This is a genomic window from Sphingomonas sp. PSPC2-2 (assembly GCF_049897725.1).
Classification (GTDB): Bacteria; Pseudomonadota; Alphaproteobacteria; order Sphingomonadales; family Sphingomonadaceae; genus Sphingomonas.
Genome location: NZ_JAFCWU010000010.1, coordinates 132,956 through 151,908 on the forward strand (window position 1 = coordinate 132,956; position 18,953 = coordinate 151,908).

17 protein-coding genes are annotated in these 18,953 nt (G+C 61.9%); 5 read left to right on the top strand and 12 right to left on the bottom strand.

From position 1 onward, the window contains the following. Window positions 1-55 precede the first annotated feature (55 nt). The 6 genes from ACP7BY_RS17245 to ACP7BY_RS17270 all read right to left on the bottom strand — a co-directional run bounded on the left by ACP7BY_RS17245 (window position 56) and on the right by ACP7BY_RS17270 (window position 7,201). Entirely contained in the window at window positions 56-916 is an 861-nt protein-coding gene (locus ACP7BY_RS17245) for a nucleotidyl transferase AbiEii/AbiGii toxin family protein (RefSeq protein ID WP_029622689.1), read from the bottom strand. Continuing rightward, on the bottom strand, window positions 909-1,595 hold the full coding sequence (locus ACP7BY_RS17250; RefSeq protein WP_010405725.1) for a type IV toxin-antitoxin system AbiEi family antitoxin domain-containing protein: 687 nt from the start codon (window positions 1,593-1,595) through the stop codon (window positions 909-911). The genes ACP7BY_RS17245 and ACP7BY_RS17250 overlap by 8 nt, the downstream gene beginning before the upstream one ends. Before the next feature lie 176 nt (window positions 1,596-1,771). Beyond that, complete coding sequence (locus ACP7BY_RS17255; protein ID WP_010405727.1) at window positions 1,772-2,080, bottom strand: DUF7673 family protein; 309 nt, start codon at window positions 2,078-2,080, stop codon at window positions 1,772-1,774. Between the two features lie 253 nt (window positions 2,081-2,333). Beyond that, a complete protein-coding gene (locus tag ACP7BY_RS17260; protein ID WP_010405729.1) occupies window positions 2,334-4,133 on the bottom strand; it encodes a UvrD-helicase domain-containing protein in 1,800 nt (599 codons plus the stop codon). A 1-nt stretch (window position 4,134) separates the two neighbouring features. After that, window positions 4,135-6,270, bottom strand: coding sequence for an ATP-dependent nuclease (locus ACP7BY_RS17265; protein ID WP_010405730.1), 2,136 nt, complete (start codon window positions 6,268-6,270; stop codon window positions 4,135-4,137). Window positions 6,271-6,301: 31 nt separating this feature from the next. Continuing rightward, window positions 6,302-7,201 (bottom strand): 3'-5' exonuclease, encoded by a 900-nt coding sequence (locus tag ACP7BY_RS17270; protein WP_010405731.1) that lies wholly within the window; start codon window positions 7,199-7,201, stop codon window positions 6,302-6,304. Between the two features lie 87 nt (window positions 7,202-7,288). On the opposite strand from ACP7BY_RS17270, the gene ACP7BY_RS17275 reads away from it, so the two are divergent. Genes ACP7BY_RS17275 through ACP7BY_RS17290 form a run of 4 tightly spaced genes read left to right on the top strand, consistent with a single transcriptional unit; the run spans window position 7,289 to window position 10,792 of the window. Further along, on the top strand, window positions 7,289-7,828 hold the full coding sequence (locus ACP7BY_RS17275) for a hypothetical protein (RefSeq protein WP_231565010.1): 540 nt from the start codon (window positions 7,289-7,291) through the stop codon (window positions 7,826-7,828). Beyond that, window positions 7,825-8,790 carry an MvdC/MvdD family ATP grasp protein gene (locus ACP7BY_RS17280; protein WP_010405735.1) on the top strand — a complete coding sequence of 322 codons (966 nt, stop codon included), beginning with the start codon at window positions 7,825-7,827 and terminating at the stop codon, window positions 8,788-8,790. The genes ACP7BY_RS17275 and ACP7BY_RS17280 overlap by 4 nt, the downstream gene beginning before the upstream one ends. Beyond that, on the top strand, window positions 8,787-9,680 hold the full coding sequence (locus ACP7BY_RS17285) for a hypothetical protein (RefSeq protein ID WP_137902817.1): 894 nt from the start codon (window positions 8,787-8,789) through the stop codon (window positions 9,678-9,680). The genes ACP7BY_RS17280 and ACP7BY_RS17285 overlap by 4 nt, the downstream gene beginning before the upstream one ends. Next, window positions 9,677-10,792: a hypothetical protein gene (locus ACP7BY_RS17290; RefSeq protein ID WP_010405740.1), complete on the top strand. Its 1,116-nt coding sequence runs from the start codon at window positions 9,677-9,679 to the stop codon at window positions 10,790-10,792. Before ACP7BY_RS17285 ends, ACP7BY_RS17290 begins: the two co-directional genes overlap by 4 nt. A 223-nt stretch (window positions 10,793-11,015) precedes the next feature. Here the strand turns inward: ACP7BY_RS17290 and ACP7BY_RS17295 are convergent, their stop codons facing one another. The 5 genes from ACP7BY_RS17295 to ACP7BY_RS17315 form a co-directional block, all read right to left on the bottom strand. Then, complete coding sequence (locus ACP7BY_RS17295; protein WP_010405741.1) at window positions 11,016-13,163, bottom strand: helix-hairpin-helix domain-containing protein; 2,148 nt, start codon at window positions 13,161-13,163, stop codon at window positions 11,016-11,018. Next, window positions 13,160-13,957 carry a PP2C family serine/threonine-protein phosphatase gene (locus ACP7BY_RS17300; protein ID WP_342626509.1) on the bottom strand — a complete coding sequence of 266 codons (798 nt, stop codon included), beginning with the start codon at window positions 13,955-13,957 and terminating at the stop codon, window positions 13,160-13,162. The genes ACP7BY_RS17295 and ACP7BY_RS17300 overlap by 4 nt, the downstream gene beginning before the upstream one ends. Beyond that, window positions 13,914-14,591, bottom strand: a complete 678-nt coding sequence (locus ACP7BY_RS17305; protein WP_010405744.1) for a vWA domain-containing protein — start codon at window positions 14,589-14,591, stop codon at window positions 13,914-13,916. The genes ACP7BY_RS17300 and ACP7BY_RS17305 overlap by 44 nt, the downstream gene beginning before the upstream one ends. A gap of 85 nt (window positions 14,592-14,676) precedes the next feature. Continuing rightward, a complete protein-coding gene (locus ACP7BY_RS17310; protein WP_010405745.1) occupies window positions 14,677-15,552 on the bottom strand; it encodes a restriction endonuclease in 876 nt (291 codons plus the stop codon). A 3-nt stretch (window positions 15,553-15,555) separates the two neighbouring features. Then, window positions 15,556-16,173, bottom strand: a complete 618-nt coding sequence (locus ACP7BY_RS17315) for a hypothetical protein (RefSeq protein ID WP_010405746.1) — start codon at window positions 16,171-16,173, stop codon at window positions 15,556-15,558. A 247-nt stretch (window positions 16,174-16,420) separates the two neighbouring features. Here ACP7BY_RS17315 and ACP7BY_RS17320 point away from each other — a divergent pair, with 247 nt between their 5' ends. Beyond that, window positions 16,421-16,624 carry a hypothetical protein gene (locus ACP7BY_RS17320; RefSeq protein WP_010405748.1) on the top strand — a complete coding sequence of 68 codons (204 nt, stop codon included), beginning with the start codon at window positions 16,421-16,423 and terminating at the stop codon, window positions 16,622-16,624. A gap of 45 nt (window positions 16,625-16,669) precedes the next feature. On the opposite strand, the gene ACP7BY_RS17325 is transcribed toward ACP7BY_RS17320, so the two are convergent. Further along, window positions 16,670-18,934 (bottom strand): ATP-binding protein, encoded by a 2,265-nt coding sequence (locus ACP7BY_RS17325; RefSeq protein WP_426288221.1) that lies wholly within the window; start codon window positions 18,932-18,934, stop codon window positions 16,670-16,672. Window positions 18,935-18,953 lie beyond the last annotated feature (19 nt).

The following is an 18,953-nucleotide window of genomic DNA, read 5'->3' on the forward strand; positions in this document are numbered from 1 at the left end:
GCGCTACTCGCGCACAGCGCCGCGTGCGGATCGGAAAGAGCAGGAAGCATGTCCGTCACTTAGACGCTTCCTTGGCAAGCTGGTCGAGTTTGGATTGGAAAAAGCGCTCGCTCCATAGGCTGAGCGACTTCGCCTCGGCCGGCCGCAGGAACCGGTTCACGTCGGCCGTTGCCGCGCGCCAATCGATGGACGTGATCCTCGCCTTCAAGGCCGCGACAAGCCACTCGCCGTCGACATGCAGGTCTCGCTGGTCCTGCCAAGGCCCCGCCTGCAGGATCGCTGCGCCAAGAAGCGAGAGGTTGGGGTAGACGCCGTTCGCGACGTACCAGGAAAAGTCGAACCAGTCGCGGCCCTTCAAATAGGGGCGGCACAGCAGCGCATGGATCTTGAGCGCGAAATTGGACTCCAGATCCTGGTGCCGCACCTCGTAGTCGGCGGGGAAGTCGAGGAAGGTTGTCGCTTCGCCAGAGCCCGCCGGCGGATTGGTGTCGATCTCGAGCTTGATTCTGATCGTCTTGGCGCGGCCCGATCCCGCGTAGCTGAGATTGAGCTGGCTTGCGATCGAATCGTCCTTGAGGATCGCTTCGCGCACTGCTCTGTCCATCTTGTCCTTCGGCTGGGCTTCGAGCTTCAGGCCGAACTGAGCGAAGATTTCGACGAGCGCGGAGAGGTACGGGGACCATTGGAAATCGGGGTCCGGCACGCGCAGCAGGAAGTCGAGATCCTCCGAAAAGCGGGGAAGGGCGTGCAGGATGCGCAGGCTCGTGCCGCCCTGGAAAAGCGCGACGTCGAAGAAATCGGCGCGCCAGAGCGCGTAGAGCACGATCTCCTGGATGATCTCCTTGGTCGCGTTCTCCTCCTCGACGGCATTGGTCGCGCCATAGTCGCGGAGTTTCTTCTGGAGCATCTCAATCATCGCGCGATGCATCCAGCGAGGGGGATCGGTTGCCGCGGACAGCAAGCTCGAGGGAACGGAGGAAGTCGTTGACCGCCTTGTGCTTGTAGACCGATTTCAGCGACGCGAATTGCTTGCGTTTGAGCGTGTGGAGATGATCCTCGTCGATGCGCAGGCCGCTGGTTAGCCAGTCGAAACCCGTCCAGCGTTGCTTCCGCAATGCGACGAGGTCGAGGAGCGCGCGCAAGGGGCTCGCAACGAACGCGGTGAGGGCACCCAATTTCTGCCGCTCCACGCCCACCAGGAACTGATATTCGTGGATGGCGAGCGGATGGAAGGTGAACCGGCCCATGACCGGGGTGTCGAATTCAAGCGTCTTGCGTCCGGGCGTCACGCTTGCGGTCGCGTAGACTGCCTCGGGAATCCAGCCATGGTGAGCGAGGGCGGTCTCGAACGAAACATAGCTGCCCGGAATGAGGGCCTGGGCCACGGCGAAGGGATGAATCGCGTCCGATCGATAGGATTTGCCCAAAAGATAGGTGCCGCGCTTGAGACGGACGAGCGAACCGTCCTTCAGCGCGCGGTTGACGAGCGCATAGCGACGCGCAGCGCCGCCGTCGATCGCCTCGCCAAGCTGGCGTTCATCGAAAACGCGGCCGGCGAGCTTGCCGTCAGACAGGGCGGAGGTGAGGGCGCTCATAAAATTCCCGATACTTGCATAAAGTGAAAGTTTCAAGAATTTTATGTAGGAACGGAATGGACGTTTTCGACAATGCTAGCCTCGAACTGCCGCTTGACCGACCGCCAAGCGAGAATGTGGAGCATTCCGGGAGAGGAAACGACAGCGCTTCCGCCTGGCCTGGCCTACCGTGGTGTCTATTCGTCCGTGTAACCGCGCCAGCGCTGCAGGATCGGGACAATGTCGTCACCATGCCCGAACGCGTCCGGATAGATGCCGCTTGGATACTGGCCAAGGAACGTGAAGATCGTCGCCATGTCGGCGGCGATTGCGCGGTCGACGCCAAAGAGATCGGCGAGATCAAAACCGCCCCAATCCGCTCCATTGTGCCATGCGAGAAGGAAATTGGCGACACGACCCGCCTGACCGGTGTCGCTGCTTGCGAGATCGAACAGGCGGTCGACTGCGGCGCGAACCTCGGGTGCGATCAGGGGCGTTACGTTCATGGCGAGCATCATCGAGATCGCAGGCCGGGAGTCAATCGGTCGATGCCGGCGCGAGTGCAACGATGACGTGAGAACGCATTGCTCGATATCGGCAGCCCTCTCGAAGCCAATTCTTATGTCCGAGAATCGCGTTTATCGGACGCAACTAAGACCCTGCACGCGAGCAGGGGCCGCCCGATAAGCAGCCCACCTACCGGATCACACCGTAAGAGAGCGCCAGGTAGCCGTTGATCGCGCGGACGAGGAGACCACTTTAGGTAGGTACGTGATCGTATTGGAATGCACATCCGGCAAGGACATCTGTCGGTTGATAGTCTCCGCTCCAGCCTCGGCTTCGACCACGCTCAGAGATCAGATGTAGATTCTTTCTGGCCCGCGACGACACCACGTACACGAGCTTCTTCGCTGTCTCGACCTGATCTGGGTCGCTGAAATGTGGGACCATGCCTTCCAGCAACCCATAAGCGATCACCGCGTCATATTCGGCGCCCTTGACCCCATGGATCGTCGACACAGTAATGCCAGTCCGGCCCGCAAAGACCTTCCTGAACATCGCCAGCTCGGCGATCGCCGCCGAGCCTTCCTTGACGAGCCGGTCGATGCGCTTCTGCGAGCATTCGAAGAAGGCGTCGTGGTGCTCCTGGAGCGACGCGCAAGCGTGGTAATCGATGCCAAAAGCGGCGCATAGCTCGTCGAAAAACGCTCGAAGGAAAACGAGACCATCGGTCTCGGCGATGGTGATGGCATTGCAGGCGCGCAGCAGCGCCTTGCGGTCCAGCCCCGGAATGTCGATGCCCACGTCGCTCAGGCCCGAGATCACTTCGCCCGCCCATCGCATTCTGCGCACGTAGAGTTGCGGAGAAGCCTCCGTCAGGATGATCCGGGCGAGCTTGTACCAAAAATTATCGACGTCGCGCGCGAAGGGCACCATTCCTGGGCCGTCGAACGAATAGCCCGGAAGGGCTGCGACCAGCCGCCGCGTCATGCTCGCGAGATGAACCCACCAGGGGGCAACGATGCAGACCTCTTGCGGAGCGATGCCGAGCGTTTCGACGTTGTACTTAATAAGCCGTACAAGCTCGTCCTCGAGTCCGTCGCGGTGGGTCTCCTGGTCGAACGACACCACGCTCGCATACTTCCTGTCCGTGCCCACGGGCTCGATCTTAGCAGGGAAAACATTGTAAAGGCCGAAATAGCTCACGATGCGGGCGGACGAGCGGTAATTGTCCGATAGGTCCATTTCCTTGAACGCGATTCCACACCGCGTACCGAAGTCCGCTGCAGTGATCGCATAGCCCCCAAGCGAACCATAAATCGCCTGATTGGGGTCTCCCACGACGAAAGCGGACGCTTGGCCTTTCGACCCCTTCAAGATCGACGCCAAGATCGCATATTGTATCTCGCGCGTGTCCTGAAACTCATCGACGAGCACGCATTCGAAGATCGAACCGAGGAGTACGCTGATTGAGGGGTGCTTCTCGATGAGCTGGTAGGCGTAGAAGAGGATCAACTCGAAATCTACCTGCCGCTCGGCACGAAGCTTCCGCCAATAGGCTCGCAGGACCCCCTTTATCGCCTCATGCTTAGCCGTCTTGTTGCAGGTCAGAACAAAGCCGCTCGGCTTGAAGTAATAAGCGCAGTCGAAGCTGGTGAGCTTAGTGTCCCGCACCGCGCTGCACAGCTCCTCGTGCATACATTCGGTGTCATGGGCGTTGATGACCCGAAACCCGTGCTTAAGCGCCGGATGGTAGACCCCATAGGGCTTGAGGATCCACTCAATGCAGAAGGAGTGTATCGTGCCGATCCACAACTGGCTCGTATCGACGCCGAGCTGTTCGATCCGCTCGTGGATCTCGTCCGCCGCCCGGTGCGTGTAGGTGATCGCCACAACGCGCTTCTTGTCCGATTTGAGCTGCGATAGCAGGCGGGCGATCTTGTAGGTGAGGGTTCTCGTTTTCCCGCTTCCCGGGCACGCAACAAGGAAAACGCTGCCGGGATGTTCGATGGCCGCGACCTGCGCGTCGTTCAGATCCTTCCTGTCCCAGACAAACATTTCAGAAGCTCGCCAAGATTGCGTTGATGCCGTCGGCCGGAAAAGCCTGGAGCATCTCGGCCCGGATCCCGGCAAAGTCGATCTCGCTGCGACGGTAGCGGCCAATCTGCGCGCGCATCGCGGCGATGTCCGCGGGCGCGTGAAGCTGAGATGCTGCGAGCACCGACAGCCGATAGTCTAGCACGCTCGCCCACGTCCCGATCGAGACCGGGATATGCACCTCGAAGATCGCGTCGAGGATATAATCCGGGATGACGGTCTCTGGTGTGATCATGCGCCCGAGTATGATCGCGAACCAGCCCTTTCCGGCGTTGCGCGCCATCGTCAGCACGCGCGTGCCGAAGCGCGCGATGTCACCCGATTCCAGTTCCGACTTCGACGTCGCGATGGTGGCTGCATCCTTGTAGACGTCGCCCAGCACCGAAACGACGGTGCCGGCGTTGCCGGAGGAGACGAAATCGACCTCGAAGGTGTGATCGGCGAAATGCGTCGTCAACCAGCGATTGCCGTCGCACAGCTGCTTGAGCGCCGCCTCGCGCCGAAACCCTGCGACCTGTGACGCCAGCGCCTTCTTCTTCGCGGCGATCTCATCGTCGTCGTCGAGCATGTCCTCGACCGTTTCGATGAACGCGCGGTCGAGGTCTGTGATGATTGCGCAGCGCTTGCGGATGCGATCGTCGTGAAAGAGGATTGCCACATTCTCGAAGCCTGTGCTGCGGATGTTGATCAGGCTGATGCCCAACTCGTCCAGGCTGACCCCGAAGACTTTCTTGACGAGGATCGGGATCAGGATCTCCTCCGCGTCGCCCTCCACCAGCACCACACTTTTGGCGAAGAGCAGGTTGCTGCGGACCGCATCAAGGTAGCGCTGGATGTTGCCGATCTGACCGACATCGAGTCCAGCGGACGGCTGGAAAACTTCGCATCGCCCGCCCTGGCGGCCGAGAATGCTTATGTTCTCGACGTTGCTGACCTCGGAAATGTGGGTCGAGTGGGTCGAATAGATGACCTGGGTGTCATCATAATTCAGCCGGTCGAACAGCGTCTTCTGAATGTGGGTGTGAATGTGTGCCTCCGGCTCCTCGATCACGAGGAAGTTGGCGAAGGACTGCTTCTGCTTTTGATATTTGAACTCGAGCAGCTTCAGCGTCAGGTAGATGAGGTTCGCGCCGCCTAGGCTCAACTCGTGGATCGCGCCCTCATATAGCTCCTCGCTCTCGCCCACGAACAGCTTGAGCGACTGGAAGAGGCGGTCGGCCTCGTCGGAAAGGTCGGAGCGTATCGAAATTGATCGCGGCGAATAAGTCCCACCGGCTGCATCGGTGATCGTATCGCGGATATCGGTGCGAATGGTGCCGACATCCGGCAGGCCCTCGATCGCACCATTGAGCCCTTTAACGAGTGCGCTGATCGGCTCAAAGCTCTGCGGGTCGATCTCGCCGCTCCGGCCCTTGAGCAAGGTCAGCAGCGGATTGGTGCGGTTGTTCTGGAAGTCGGCGACCACATCGCGCAGTGCTTGCACGAAGGTGAAGCACACCTCGCGCGAGATCGAGAGCATGCCTGGGATTACGCCTCCGATAGCGGGGTTAGTCAGTTCCTGGGGGAATATTACTGCATCAAAGTCGCCGACCAGCTGCCTGTAAGTGTCGGGTTCGATGAAGTCGGCGGCGCTCTTGCCGGTGAAGATCGTTTCATAATCCGCTATGGTGATCTTCGAACGTGCCTCGGCGAGGCCGGCGGTATCGCCGACGGCAAGGTCGGCCAGCACCCGCCGAACTGCCGCCTTGGGGCGAAAGATGAGGTTGTAGGTCGCCTTGCCGATCGCGCCGTCGGCGACGTTACCGGTCCCATGCAGGAAGAGGGACTGAATCGCCTCGTCCTGGGATACATCATCGAACTCGAGGCTGATGACCACCCAGTGACCCCGCCAGTCGCCGAGGCCACGGTGGAAATCCTTCTCGTCGAGCCGATATGCCGAGCGTAGCAGCGTGTCGTCAAGCAGGAGGCGCAGCGCCCGGAACAGGTTGGTCTTGCCCGATCCGTTCTCGCCGATGATTGTGTTCACGCCCTTGTTGAAGATTACGTTCGCGCGCTCGAAATTCCGATAATTGACAAGTTGCAGCCTTGAAATGTGCACGAACGACGTCCCCCGTTTGATCTGTAGCCTGTTAGTTCTGCCTGTCCGAGAAGCGGTTGTAGGCATCCATTCTGTGCACGAGCAGCTCGACGTCTCGCAGATAGATCTCCTTTCTCAGGAAGCTGATCTCCGCTTCGCGCCGGGCATCGTCGACATCGACGTACCAGGCGCGCGGATTTGGATTGCCATCACCGTTCCAGCGGTATCCGCGCGCTTTGAGCGCATCCTTCAGGTCATAGGGTGAATTTTCGGCCCAGATGCGCCAGGTGGGCTGGCGCGCCCGGTCAAGCAGGATCGCAAGCGCCGTCCTGTTGGACACCGGAAGGTCCGAGGCGAGCAGTTCGATCACGGCGCGGCAATCATGCTCCGCCCGGTGCCGATCGTAGAAAAAGCCTGCGCCCGCCGCGAGATAATGGAGCTTAGTGCCTTCAAAGCCTTCGGCCGCCCAGTCGATTTGGGACATCGAGCACGCCCATGCCTTCGTAGCGAAAACGTCGCTGAGACGCTCCGCAAAGCGGCGATCGAATCCGGCATTGTGGGCGATCACGAGCGCGGCCGGCCTGGCGAAGGCGGCGACCTCAGCCACGTCTATCGTATGGCCCGCCACCATGGCGTCGGTGATCCCCGTGATCCGGGTGATCTCAGGAGAGATCGGAGCACTGGGCTCTTGGAACCGCTGGAATGTCTCGCCGATCTCGAAAACCCGGCCGTCGAGGGAATAAGTAAAAGAAATCATCGCCAACTCGATGATCTCGTCCTTCTGGAGATCAAGGCCGGTCGTCTCCACATCGATGAGGAGCGCCGTCTTGGTCGGCGTGCCGTCAGGTGGCGTAACCGTCGAGCGCGGCATGAGGCGTCGCTGGACGCGATAGTTGTCACTCGCGCTAAGAAGGTTGGCCAAATCTGCCAGATCGGGGGCGGTGTCGCTCATGGGCTCTGTCCCTATCAAAGCTGTAGGCCGAAGGGCAGTGCTCAGATAGTGGGTGACACCTTTTGATGCTTCGACTTAGCGCTCCACTTGACCGCACGCCAGTCGATGATGTCCAAGTGCTGTCATCCTTACGGATATTGGCAGTTCCGTAACGGTGGTTTCATTTGCGGAATGATTGTTGAAACACTTCCTCTAGTCCTCAATCTTCCCTATATGTTCCTGATCCACGACACCGCCACTGGATCGATGCCGATGACCGTTCATTCTCCAATTACGTCCGCCGAACCGTTCCTGCTTCGCTTCGCCACGCCGAGGTCCGCCGACGCCGAGATGCCGGGTCGCTATTCGTCCGAGCTGGGGGTCTGGGTTGTGGACGGCGAGGACGGTGCCGTGCCGATCATCGAGGTCGCCGGCGGTGGGCTGGTCGTGACGCAGAGCAAGACCATGACGCAGGTCGAGGTGGACGACGACGATCCGTCGCGCTTCGGGGTGCTGGAGACGAGCACCGGGACGCGCGTCCGACAGGAGGTGGACGACGAGGACGCGTCCCTGTGCCTGCCCGAGTTGCAAACAAAGACCGAGGTCCAACAGGAGCGGGACGACGAAGCGGTAGCGCCATATTGGTGAGCGCGCTTTCCGGATTGATCCTCCTCGTAACCAACAAGCGCGACGTGACGACCGACTACGTCGTCATGGAGATGCGCCGACGCGGCATGCGCTTCATCCGCCTGAATACCGAAGACCTGCCGCAGCATGAGATCGCGATGGTGGATGGCGACCCTTCGAACCTCACGCTGACCGGACCGTGCGGTGACCTGTCCCTCGCGGATGTGACGGGCGCCTACTATCGCCGGCCGGGCAATATCGAGGTTAGTGGGAGCGACGCCGTCGCCGAGTACGTCGTTGCGGAATGGTCGGCGATAGTCCGGAGCCTCTGGAACGCACTTGAGGGGCGGTGGCTGAACTCTCCGTTCTCTATCCTGCGCGCCGAAGACAAGCCGAGGCAGCTCGCCGCCGCCCGCCGCGTCGGGCTCCAGATCCCTGGCACACTCGTCACGAATGCGTTCGGGCATGCCCGCGCCTTCCTCGCAGAGGGGCCTATGGTGGCGAAGCCTCTTCGGCACGCCCTCATCAACGACGGCGAGATCGGCAGTGTCGTCTTCACCAGCCGGGTGGATGCGCTTGATGCGGCCGACGCCGACGGTTTTCGGCGTGCGCCGATGATCCTGCAGCGGGAGATTTCGAAGCGGTCGGACATCCGATTGCTCGTGGTGGACGACCGAGCCTTCGCGACCCGCATACTGTCCCAAGCCTATGACGAGACACAGGTCGACTGGCGGAAGGCCGTTCGCGGGGATCTTGACCACGAGGCCATGGAACTGCCGGTTGATGTGGCTTCCGCCTGCATCTCGGTCACACGCGACCTCGGCCTGCGGTTTGCCGCGATCGACCTCATCGAAGATCCGGATGGCCGCTTCTGGTTCCTGGAGGCCAACCCGAACGGGCAGTGGGCCTGGATCGAGCAGCGAACGGGCGCCCCGGTGTCGGCCGCGATCGTCGATGCCCTTTGCGCAGGCTCATCGACGTGACCTGGCATTCGATTGCCAGTGCGGTCTTCCCGTACATCGAGCCGCTCACTCCGGCACAGAAGACCGCTGAGGCGCAACGGCTTCAGCAGGATCGCGCTGCAATCCGGGCGGCCGTCTGGAACTCGAACGAGGAACGGGCGCTCGATGAGGCGCAGAAGGTAGCGGCGGCCGAGATGGAGAGGGTCCGCACGGCTGAGGGCAAGGCGACGACCTACCTCGCGGTGCTGGCGGCGCTGGTTCCGGTCATCATCACGCTGCAGGCGGCCAATTGGGAGAAGAAGGCAGGACCGGCACCGGACGCGGCGCGGCTGTTCGTGCTCGCGTTGGCGACGGTCTACGTGGCGGGAGCCGGGTTCAACGCCTTCAAGACCCTGCAGGTCCGGGGTTTCCAAAAGCTCGGGGAGCCCGAGCTCGTGGCCGCTTGGCAGACGCCGAATCCCCTTCGCAAGCTGACCCGCGGCACACTGCTGGCGACACGTAACTCGCGGGACGTGGTCAACGAGAAGGTCACGCGCATCCTGGTCACGCACGAGCACTTGCTCCGGGCGTTCGGGATATTCATCCTGCTCCTGCTGCTCGATCCGCTGTTCTACGCGATGGGCTTTCGCAACGCCGCGCAGGAGCCACCCGCCCCGAAGGTCGTCATCGTCCAGAAGCCGGCGGCTAGCGTTCCGTTCGAACTGAAATGCACGATCGCTCAGCCCGTGAGGCCGTCCGGCGGGCCGACCGATGGTACTGTCATCTCCGAGGCGCGGCCACGCCGGCCGGTCAAGCCGCGGACGGATCGTAGACGCGTCGATCCGTCGCCGACGAAGTCGTGTCCCACTGCCGGAACCACTCCGACCCTTAAGATCGCGCCTGTGCCTCAGGACGGAGCTAAAGTCCCATGACCCTCCTGACGGCCGCGATCATCGCGCCGGACACGTCGCACTGGGCCGATTGGATCGACGCCGCCATTAGGCCCACATCGCCCAAGGGCCAGGTGGCCCGAGATCTGCACCAGCGTCTGCTCGAGCAGGGGCGCATCCCGTTCCTCTCCTGGCATCATCTGGAGGAGCTGCTCGTCGTAGACGATCCGGCGAACGCCAGCGCGCGGGTGGCGTATCTCCAGTCGCTTCCGATGATGGCGTGGATGCGGATGCCGGGCGAGCGTGGCTTGGGCGGGATCGTCGATATCCTAGCGGCCGAGGCAATCGCGTACGATTCCGGCTGCCAGACCGTGGCGGAGGTGCGCGATCACGTGCGATCCCGCCTGCTGACGACCGGAACTGGCGTCGCTGCCGTCGGAGAGGACGGCTGGGTCTGGGACGTCGCGCGTCCGCTCATGAGGGAGAGGCGCCAGCACATAGGAATGGTCTCGGCTCTCTCAGGCATGCGGACGATGGACGAGGGGCAGACGGTTGGGCAGCTGTGCAAGCAGGAGATCCGCGCGCCTGCCGATCGGCAGAAGGTAATGGCCATGACCCACCGCAACGCTTTTTTCCGCGCCAAGGCGGCCGACCCGCGCCGGAGCGACGCCGAGGCGTTCGAGATGGCGAACGACTTCGTCCTGCGCGTCATGCAGGAGATGCCTGCGGAGGACGTGACGGTCCGCCAGCTCCTCGTGGACACCTACGGCAGGCAGGGGATCGACGAGCACGAAATCCGGGACGAGTGCACCGTCGCGGAACTGTCGGAACTGGGGACGTTTCGGTCGCATCTGCGTCTCGTCGCGGAGAAGGCGGGCATCCACTTCGAGCGCCTGAAGCGCGTGAGCATGCAGAGACTCCCGAGCTGGCGTATCGCCGATGCGCTGAAGCGCCACGGGCAGGAGCGCCCCACTCGGCCCGGCAGCGACGTTCACGACCAGCACCTCGCCGTGTTGGCCGCCTACACCGACGTCCTGTTCGTCGATAAGCGCACCCTTGAAGACTTTCGGCGGGTCAAGTCCAAGGAGACCGAGCTGAGTGGGCTTTTCGGGACCGTGAAGAGAGCCAGCGTGTTCGAAGCCATTGTCGACTGACGCGCCTTGATTCAGCGTGTCGATCATGTGCCGTGACATGACCGGCTCGCGATCTTATCTGTCGTTGGACCATCTGTCCGATCACGAGGTTCGCGTTGGCCGACGAATCAGAGGTCCCGCGGCGAGATCATAATAGCTGAGAAGGTCTCGGTTCTGGACGAACGCCAGCTGATGCGCATCGAAGAGGTTCGCTCCGAACCATTTTGAACGGCTTGCATGACGTTCAATTCCGGGTGCCCCGGCATGTCGGATAGCGGGTGCACCCCCAAAATTGGTTGCCCGCGCGATGGCCTTTCCGAGCAGTCCGTCGCCGCATCGACGATCCGCACTGCGGGCAGCTCGGCGCAGCTGCGATCCCTGTCGGTGCTGGGCGAGGCGGCGTACCCGGGGATGGAGCCTGCCGGGCCTTGACTGTAAAAGGCACAGCAGCCGGTACGGGAAGTCCAAGCGTCTTGAGATCGTGCGCCGCCTGGGCGCGCTTTGCGAGTGCGTCGAGCAGAGCAGGATCGCCGTTCCGCGCACGCGTCGTAATCTGCTGCGGGCCTGTCTGAAGCGCGGCTAATGCCGAGCGTATCTTGGTTTGGAGATCGTTGCGCTTTGCAGCCCAATTAGCGCGAACAGCATTCTCAGCTTGTACGTCGGAGGCGTCTGGAGTCGAGTTGTAGGTAAATCTGTCTTCGTGCGTCTTGCGCCATGCTAGCAGCTTCGCCGTCATCGCCTCACCGAAGCCGGGCACCGCGCGCACGGCGTTCGACTTGATGTCTGCGGCGGTCTCAATCCCATAGGATGCCAGGGTCGCCGTTTTGGCCGCGCCAATGCCGGCGATGCGGGCACGCCGGATGAGAAAACGATCAAGATACTCCTCCCGCTTCCGCGTCTCACGCGAGGCCTTCAGTTTTTGGATATTTTGCGCGAGGTCGTGGTCGAGGTTGCGATACGCTCGGATCCAGGTCTCAACGTCGGCTTTGACCGTGACGAGTTCGCTGAGGCCGAGCCGATCGACGAACCCCTGCTGCAGTGAGCGAACCCGGTTATCCGCGTCGCTGTATGCCGTCTTGAACGGTGCCTGTTCAACAGGGCCGCCGAAGAACCTGATGAGGCCGAAGATGCCGATGCCGATCCACACGATCGCGAAATTGACGGCTGCCAGAAAGCCGCCGACGGCGGCGATCAGGGCTATAGCGCCCAAGGCCCGATGGCCCATGCTCGCGCGGTTGGCCGCGGCGACGGCCTCACTCGCGGTCGTGATCTGACCGGACCAAGTTGGGAGTAGGGAGGCCGGATCAGGCAGCTTGATCGCCGCAAACTGCGCCGCGATCCGCTCTATGTCGAACGACCCACCGGGTGCGATCTGCGGGGTGGGGCCAAGCAGGTCGGGGAACATATCGACCCCGGATCGGCCGGCGACACGGCACCATAGGCAGGATGACGCCGCTGAAGGATAATAGTGGGTTCGAACCTTTCCGCAGTGGCTTAACGCCTGCTCAAGTTCCTTCATCAGGGTCGCCCAAGTTGCCGCGCTTGGCCGCGCCGCCGGATTTCGACCAAAGGCCGCTTCAAATGCAGCGGCGATCTGCGGCGGGAAGTCCTTCAAGCTCACCGATCCAGGCGGCGGTGTGGTCCGCGTCTCGGACGTACGGAGCTGTGAAAAGGCAAAGCGATGCTGTGCAATCGCGTCGCTCATCGAGATGTCACCGCCAGCGAAGCGGCCGGCGTAGGGGTGCTTTCCCATTGCGAGGAGGTGGAAGATAGCCACCGCCAAGCCAAAATTGTCATGCGCTTCCGTGCGTCGGATAGTCGAAAGGTCGGCGCCGTGCAGTTCGGGTGGTGTGAAATCAGGTACGCCGACCACGCAAGGAAACAGCTTTCCGTCTCTGGAGTATTGAAAGCTGTCGGCGTCAATGAGCGAGACGGTCGCCTCGTTCGATACAAGAACACCCGAGTGGTTGAAGTCACCGATGACGCAGCCGCTCTGATGGACCTTCACCACCGCGTTGGACACGTTGAGGGCCGCGCGCACGAGGAAGCGGTAATCGGCTTTTGGGAAATGAGCCTTGCGAGATTTGGGGCCGTAGAGTTCATGGATTGGCCGGTAGCCAGATACGAGGCGCATCAGGAAACCGAGGAAACCGCCTTTGCCATCGGTCGCGATCGCGGCCGGGAACGCCACCAATTTCGTGGTGTCGGCAAGGTCGGCAAGCACCATCGCTCGCACCTTCGGTTCGCGTTTCGCCCGCAGCTCGTCCTTGTAGATTTTCACCGCGCCGTCGGGCTTGTTCTCGACAGCAAAGACTTCGCCTTCGCCCCCTTTCCCGATCCGCTTGCCCAGCGCAAATGGCCGGCCATCAATCTTGATCGCCGGCTGGGTCAATGCCGCGATACCAATACCAGCGTCTTATCGTCGTCGGTGCGATCGCAGATGGCAGGACCGTCGAGGTAGCGCCCTAAAGCTGCCGAGAGGCTGGCCAGCCTCCCACGCTCCGCCGCTTGGTCAACCGGTTTGATCATCGGATCAAAAAAGCGCGCGTGCGGCTCCTGGTTTGCATGGTGCAACGCTATGCTGTCGATGCCGTCGGAGAATGCGGCGAACGCGTCGTAGTCGCCAGCAGTCCGGCGAGTGATCTGCAGGCGCGGTTCCGGATCGTCTGTCACGAAGTAAGTGGTGGCGGCAAACTCGCCATTTTCGGGCCAGCAGATCGCCTCCCACTGCCCTGCCTTCCGCGCGACCAAGGCGCTGTCCCCGATCTGAAGTGCCAGCAGTTCTTCGCCAAAGACCAAAAGGGCAATCAGGGTAGATGCGAACTGGCGCTTCGTGAGACCCCGCTTCTCTGCTACCGACGCAAGCCTGTCCCTGACGGTATCGAGCCACTCGTGAATTTGATCGTCGGGCGGCAGCCCGCCGTGGTTCGCGGTCCAGTCGCAGATAGCGGTCGACAGCATGCGGCAGACGAGGGAAGCGCCCTCGCCGCCGTGACTCGAGCTGCCCGCTCCGTCCGACACCACAACGCACAACGTATCAGGGCCTGACACCTTGACGGTATAGGCGTCCTGCTTCCGCGTTCCGGCTTTAAGGTGCGACGTTCCGATCCTTGAGGCCGCGGCCCACCGCCACCGTCCTGGATCAGCCGGCAACGGCCCAGCCGTCCGGTGCCGTAGGGTTGGCAAGCGGCACGGCGTCGCCAGGATTGGACTGCGACACGGCGCTCAGCGAGCTCGAGAGCCACTGGAAAAGTTCGCGGAACGCGAGACCGCGAAGCTTGAGTGGCGCACGCGTGGCGAGCTGGGACAGGACTGACATGTCGGCTCCCTCGACAGCGGCCGAGTAAAACATGAATTCCTTGCGCTCCTCACCCTCATGGACGCGGCGCTTTGCTTCCTTCCAATCGTCCGTGGGAGCGCCATCGGTGATAAGGAACACCCAAGGCCGGTAATATTTGATGCCGTTCTCACGGTACCGATCTTTTCGCGCCCGCAGAAGGTCGAGGGCTGTAACCACGGCCTCTCCGAGCGGCGTGACGCCGTTCGCTTCAAATGCCTCCGGATACCAGCCGTCGACCGTCGTAAAGTCGGTTCGCGTCTGGACCGGCCCAAAGGTGACAATGGCAAGCTCAACCCGCTTCGCCGCCATGGCGTCGCCGATCAGCTCTTCCTTAAATTCGATCAGAGCTTGGTTGAGCTGGTCGATCGGCGCACCGCGCATCGAGGACGAAGTATCAATCAGGAGGACGCAGGGGCAGCGTTGCTCCGGGTTCTCGGCAAACTCGGCGTCGGCAAACGGCTGTTGTTCGAAATCATCCACGACTCAATGTCCCCCAGACTAATCATTGCTGTTGTTTTAGCCACAGCGGCACAGTCGGCCCAATCTAAACGCTAGGCATGATCACCTACCCGTGCGGAAGCGGAAAGAGCTGACGAAGCATCGCGAACGGGAGCCCAGTTTCAGCAGCGTGCCGCACCTTGCGTTCAAGCACCACGTCTATTGGGATATTCCGATCGAGGGCTTCGTAAATGTCTTGCCCATCCATGCAGATGACACGTTTCGCAGCCTGCCCGAATGCCTGCAGGCCAACATTCGTGAAGCCCCCGAAGCTGACAAAGAGCCCGCGTGACCAAGATGCCTTTTGCTCGACCTTTCCGTGGAAGCCGTGGAGCTCGAGCACACCGATTGGGTCCTTCTGCCACTTCGCCTCCAGAAGGTAGGTTTCATGACCGAGCTGGAAGCTGCCGTCGATTTGCTCCCCGACGAGCGTGAAAGGGGCGCGGGCGTTGAGATGAAAGGTGTCGAAGAGACGCTTTAGGTAAGTCTCGAACGCATATCCACGAGGACGAGGATCAAGACCCCAAAGCCTGTTGAGCTCGTCACGCAGCTCTTCATATTGGTTGCGATTGAAGATGGGTCTGGGCGCCGTGCCGGCCGAGCCGTCACCGCGCTCAAGCCGCTTGATGAGCGCCAGAAGCTGCCCTTCACCCAGCGGTCTGATCTCACTTCGCATAGGCGCCGGCATCGCCCCCCGATATGCCAAGAGGCGGGTCAGGACTCGCGCGGCGGAAGTGTCATCAACTTGCTTCAGAAACGATCGCAGCCGGCTGGCCTTAGAGGTCCCCTCCGTCGCGTAGTCATCGCTATATAGATCGACGTCGAACTCGAGAGTGAAGAACTCCCGCATAGTGCTATTTGAAAAGTCGAGAATGTAGCCCTTGCTTTCGCCGCGCAGGACCTCGTCGATCATAGTCAGTTCGGCGGGAACGATGGAGCTCATCGGTCAGGCGTCCCGGGTCAGCCAGCCGACAACGATACGTTCGAAATCGACATAGGGTATCTTGGCGGGAGCAAACTCCAACGCTGCGGCGAGCGCAGGAAGATCGGCAGTAAATTGCTCGTACAGCCGGACGATCTTGTCGCCGCTAGGGATCTGGCGCCGGGAAACGTTTGCAAGCCAATCTCGCGTCTCGCGGATGGCAGCCTCCGCTTTGCCACCATGCTCGTGGATGTCCATCCCGGCGAGATCGGAGATGAACTTCTGATAGCGAAAACGCTCGATATCGAGGATGAGCAGCCGCTTGTCGTGCTGAGCGGTGTTGCCATAGCGCTTGGCGCCGAGGAAGAGTCCCAACTCAAGCGGCATATTGAAGCGCGGAAGCTTGTGGTCGTCATCCAGCTCGGTTCGTGAGAGATCATGGATCCCGTAGCGGCATTCCTGGATGAGACCGTATAGCTTCTCGATACGGGTCTGCCCTCCGTCGTCGAGTTCCCGCGCGGAGCGTGGGCGAAAGCCGCAAGCAAAGATTGTGAATATCAGGGCTTGGAAAATTGGCTTGAAGTCTGGGTCGAAGGGACAGTTTATAAAAACATCGTCCGTGGACAGCCGCGCCGGTGCCAAGCCTATTTCTTCGAACTATAGACAGTATTTGCAGCCGACCGGGCCTTCGCGATCGTGATCTTGCCACCCTTGCTTGCAGGCGCGAGCACGAATTGGCCAGTCACTGCGCTGCGGCCAAGCTTTTTGGCACCGGTGTTGGTACTTTTGCTGGTCGATGAGGAAGCTGTGGTCGCCATGTTTGATATGTGCTCTTTTGTGACAGGATTCGCAACCCTCAAGCTCTCGTAAAGCGCCTTGGAGGACAAACGTGGATATTCGGTTGACCGCCACGCCCAAGGGTAATGGGTTTCAGGCAACAATCACCTTCTCGGGAGGGGTTTCGATAAGCTCGGCCGAGGCCTTCCCGAGCGAGCCCGAGGCGATTTTGGCCGCAGCCGTGAAGCTGCTGCAGATGCCCGACCGGATCCAGCGTCTTTTCGACGAGGGACGAGCACCACACACTGACCGATGACCGGCGCACCGCTTAGGATCGCGGTCGTTACGTCGATGCCCAGGCCTATCCGGAGCTTACCATGCTCACCCGATTGCCGGGGACATGGCGAAACGCGCGATCGCGGCAGGTCAGTATAACGACCTGCATCCTCTCGGCCGCCTCGATCAAAATCTCGACCATTAGGTCGAGCCGCGCATCATCGGCATAGACGAGCGGGTCGTCCAAGATCAGGGATACCGGGCGGCCTTGCTCCAATAGCATGTCCGCAAATGCGATCCGCGTCAGCACCGCCAGTTGTTCCTGTGTGCCGCGCGACAGATCGCCGCACCCTTCGCTGATCCCGCCGCGTACGATGGCTTCCAGGGTGAGGTCTTCAGAAAAGCTCAGATCGCAGCCAGGCAACAGCCGCTCGATATGGCGTTTCGCTCGCTTCGCGACCGGCCCCACGAATTTCGCCGATGTCTCATCGCGCGCTTCGTCGAGGGTGTCGCGTAAGAGCTTCAGCGTGTCGGCCTCCTCGGTGATCCGCTGAAGAGCCGCACGTGCCGCCTCTGCCTCTTCCCGGGCCCCTGCCTCTCTGTCAGCAAGTCCCTTCCCGCCCTCACTCTCGATGGTCCCCTCCAGCCGCGCGACGTCCATCTCGAGTTTTGCACGAGCCTCCCCCGCCGCCTTCAGCCGCGCATCGATTGTCTCGATCCTGCGCGTGATCGCCGCAGGATCGTGCGCGGTCGCGTCCCGGGTGGCATCCTCAAGCTTCACTGCTGCTTCAGCCGTCTGCTCGCGGGCCCGAGCGACGTCTGCCGTCAGGGTCGGGAATTCCGGGCGGCTCTCGATCGTCTCGATCTGGTTGTTTGCGTTGGCGAGCGTGCTGGTCGCGCCCGCTTCCGCGCCAGCGAGCGGCGCATCCTCTTGTTCGACCCGGCGGAGAGCCTCAACTGCGCCTTCCTGCGAACCTTCGGCCCGCGCTAAAGCGGTGTCGGCATCTTCGAGCCGGGCAGTGAGGAGCGTGATATCCGGGATGTCGGCTTCGACGGTCTCACTCTCGTCGTTCATTTCAGCGATGAAGAGCTTGAGCGCATCGGGGCCGGCAGCGAGCCCGATAACGTCATCGGCCGGCGTCACGGCCGAGATGCGCGCCGCGATCGTGCGTAACTCGGCTACGGCATCTCGCGCGGTATCGTTGCGCGAGCGCGCCTCCTCCAAGCTCGCCAGCCCGAGCTCTCCCAACGCAGACTTTTGTCGCTCCAGCGCCGAGGAGAGCGCTCCCTCGGCGCTCGCCGCCCCGGCCGGCGGCGTGATAATCAGCTCGGCATTGCCGAACCGGAGGCGGGTCTCACCCGACAGAGTTCGCTCGCCGAGCGTCATCGGTTCGCCATCGATCGATATGCCGTCAGCGTCCCCGACAAGGGCAATCCGCGTCGCACCTGCGGCGAGCGCCGCGCGCGCCTCAGCTACGAGCCGTTCGTTGGCCTCGATCGCTTCCATCGCCTTGGCGGGAATCAGCGTCGCAGTGAGTGCTGCGGCCTCTACCTGAAGCCGCTCTAGGTCAACCAACTCGGCGTGCCGCGCGCGTGCCGCCGACACCGCGCTTCGACGGCGCGACGCGCGCAAGAGCTCCTCGCCCGCGCTGAGGGCACGGCGGGCTTCCTGGCGGGAGGTGCGCGCGGCTTCTAAGGCGCTGCGCGCATCAGCAAGCCGTTGCTGCGCCGTGGCCAAGCCCTCGCGGACTTCGGCGCGGCGTGAGCGCGCAGCCTCAAGCGCGAGTTCAGCGCTGGTGCGTTCGTCGGTCGCCTTCCGATGACGATCGACGAGATCTTCAAGGTTGCGCGTCTTCGCGCTGATGGCCTCATGCTCGGCCCGCCGCGTCGCGAGGATTTGCGCAGCTGCGCGCGCCGTCTCGAGAGAGGCAGTGAGATCCTTCCGCGCTTGCACGTCTGTGTCGTCCGCGATCTCGCGGTGAACGATCTTCAGTCTGGAGCGCGCACTTTCGAGTTCGGAGAACGTCCTCTCAAGCCCAGCGAGACGTTCGGCGGCGTCGCGAGCGGCCGCTTCGGCCTGTTCGACGCGCTCTCGGGCTTCGTTTTGTCGCCCGCGTTTTTGTCCCGTGGGGGACCAGTATCGCCCGTATTGCTCGTCGATCCTTGATCGGACGCGCGCGTACGCGGGGCCTCCCATGATCGAGCCAACCTCCGCTTCCAGGGTCGATCGGACTGTGTCACGCACGATCTGCCCTGGTCCGGTGACCGCGAGCGCCTCCGTTTGTGCGACCCAAAGAAGTCCGAGCGCGCCGTATGTGCCGGCGTCGCCCTTTTGACTGGTGTCGCGCACCGAGCCCAGAAGCGCGTGC

Coding starts and splice junctions, on each gene's coding strand:
- ACP7BY_RS17245 (WP_029622689.1), bottom strand. CDS start 916: ATGATTGAGATGCTCCAGAAGAAACTCCGCGACTATGGCGCGACCAAT.
- ACP7BY_RS17250 (WP_010405725.1), bottom strand. CDS start 1,595: ATGAGCGCCCTCACCTCCGCCCTGTCTGACGGCAAGCTCGCCGGCCGC.
- ACP7BY_RS17255 (WP_010405727.1), bottom strand. CDS start 2,080: ATGAACGTAACGCCCCTGATCGCACCCGAGGTTCGCGCCGCAGTCGAC.
- ACP7BY_RS17260 (WP_010405729.1), bottom strand. CDS start 4,133: ATGTTTGTCTGGGACAGGAAGGATCTGAACGACGCGCAGGTCGCGGCC.
- ACP7BY_RS17270 (WP_010405731.1), bottom strand. CDS start 7,201: ATGAGCGACACCGCCCCCGATCTGGCAGATTTGGCCAACCTTCTTAGC.
- ACP7BY_RS17290 (WP_010405740.1), top strand. CDS start 9,677: ATGACCCTCCTGACGGCCGCGATCATCGCGCCGGACACGTCGCACTGG.
- ACP7BY_RS17310 (WP_010405745.1), bottom strand. CDS start 15,552: ATGAGCTCCATCGTTCCCGCCGAACTGACTATGATCGACGAGGTCCTG.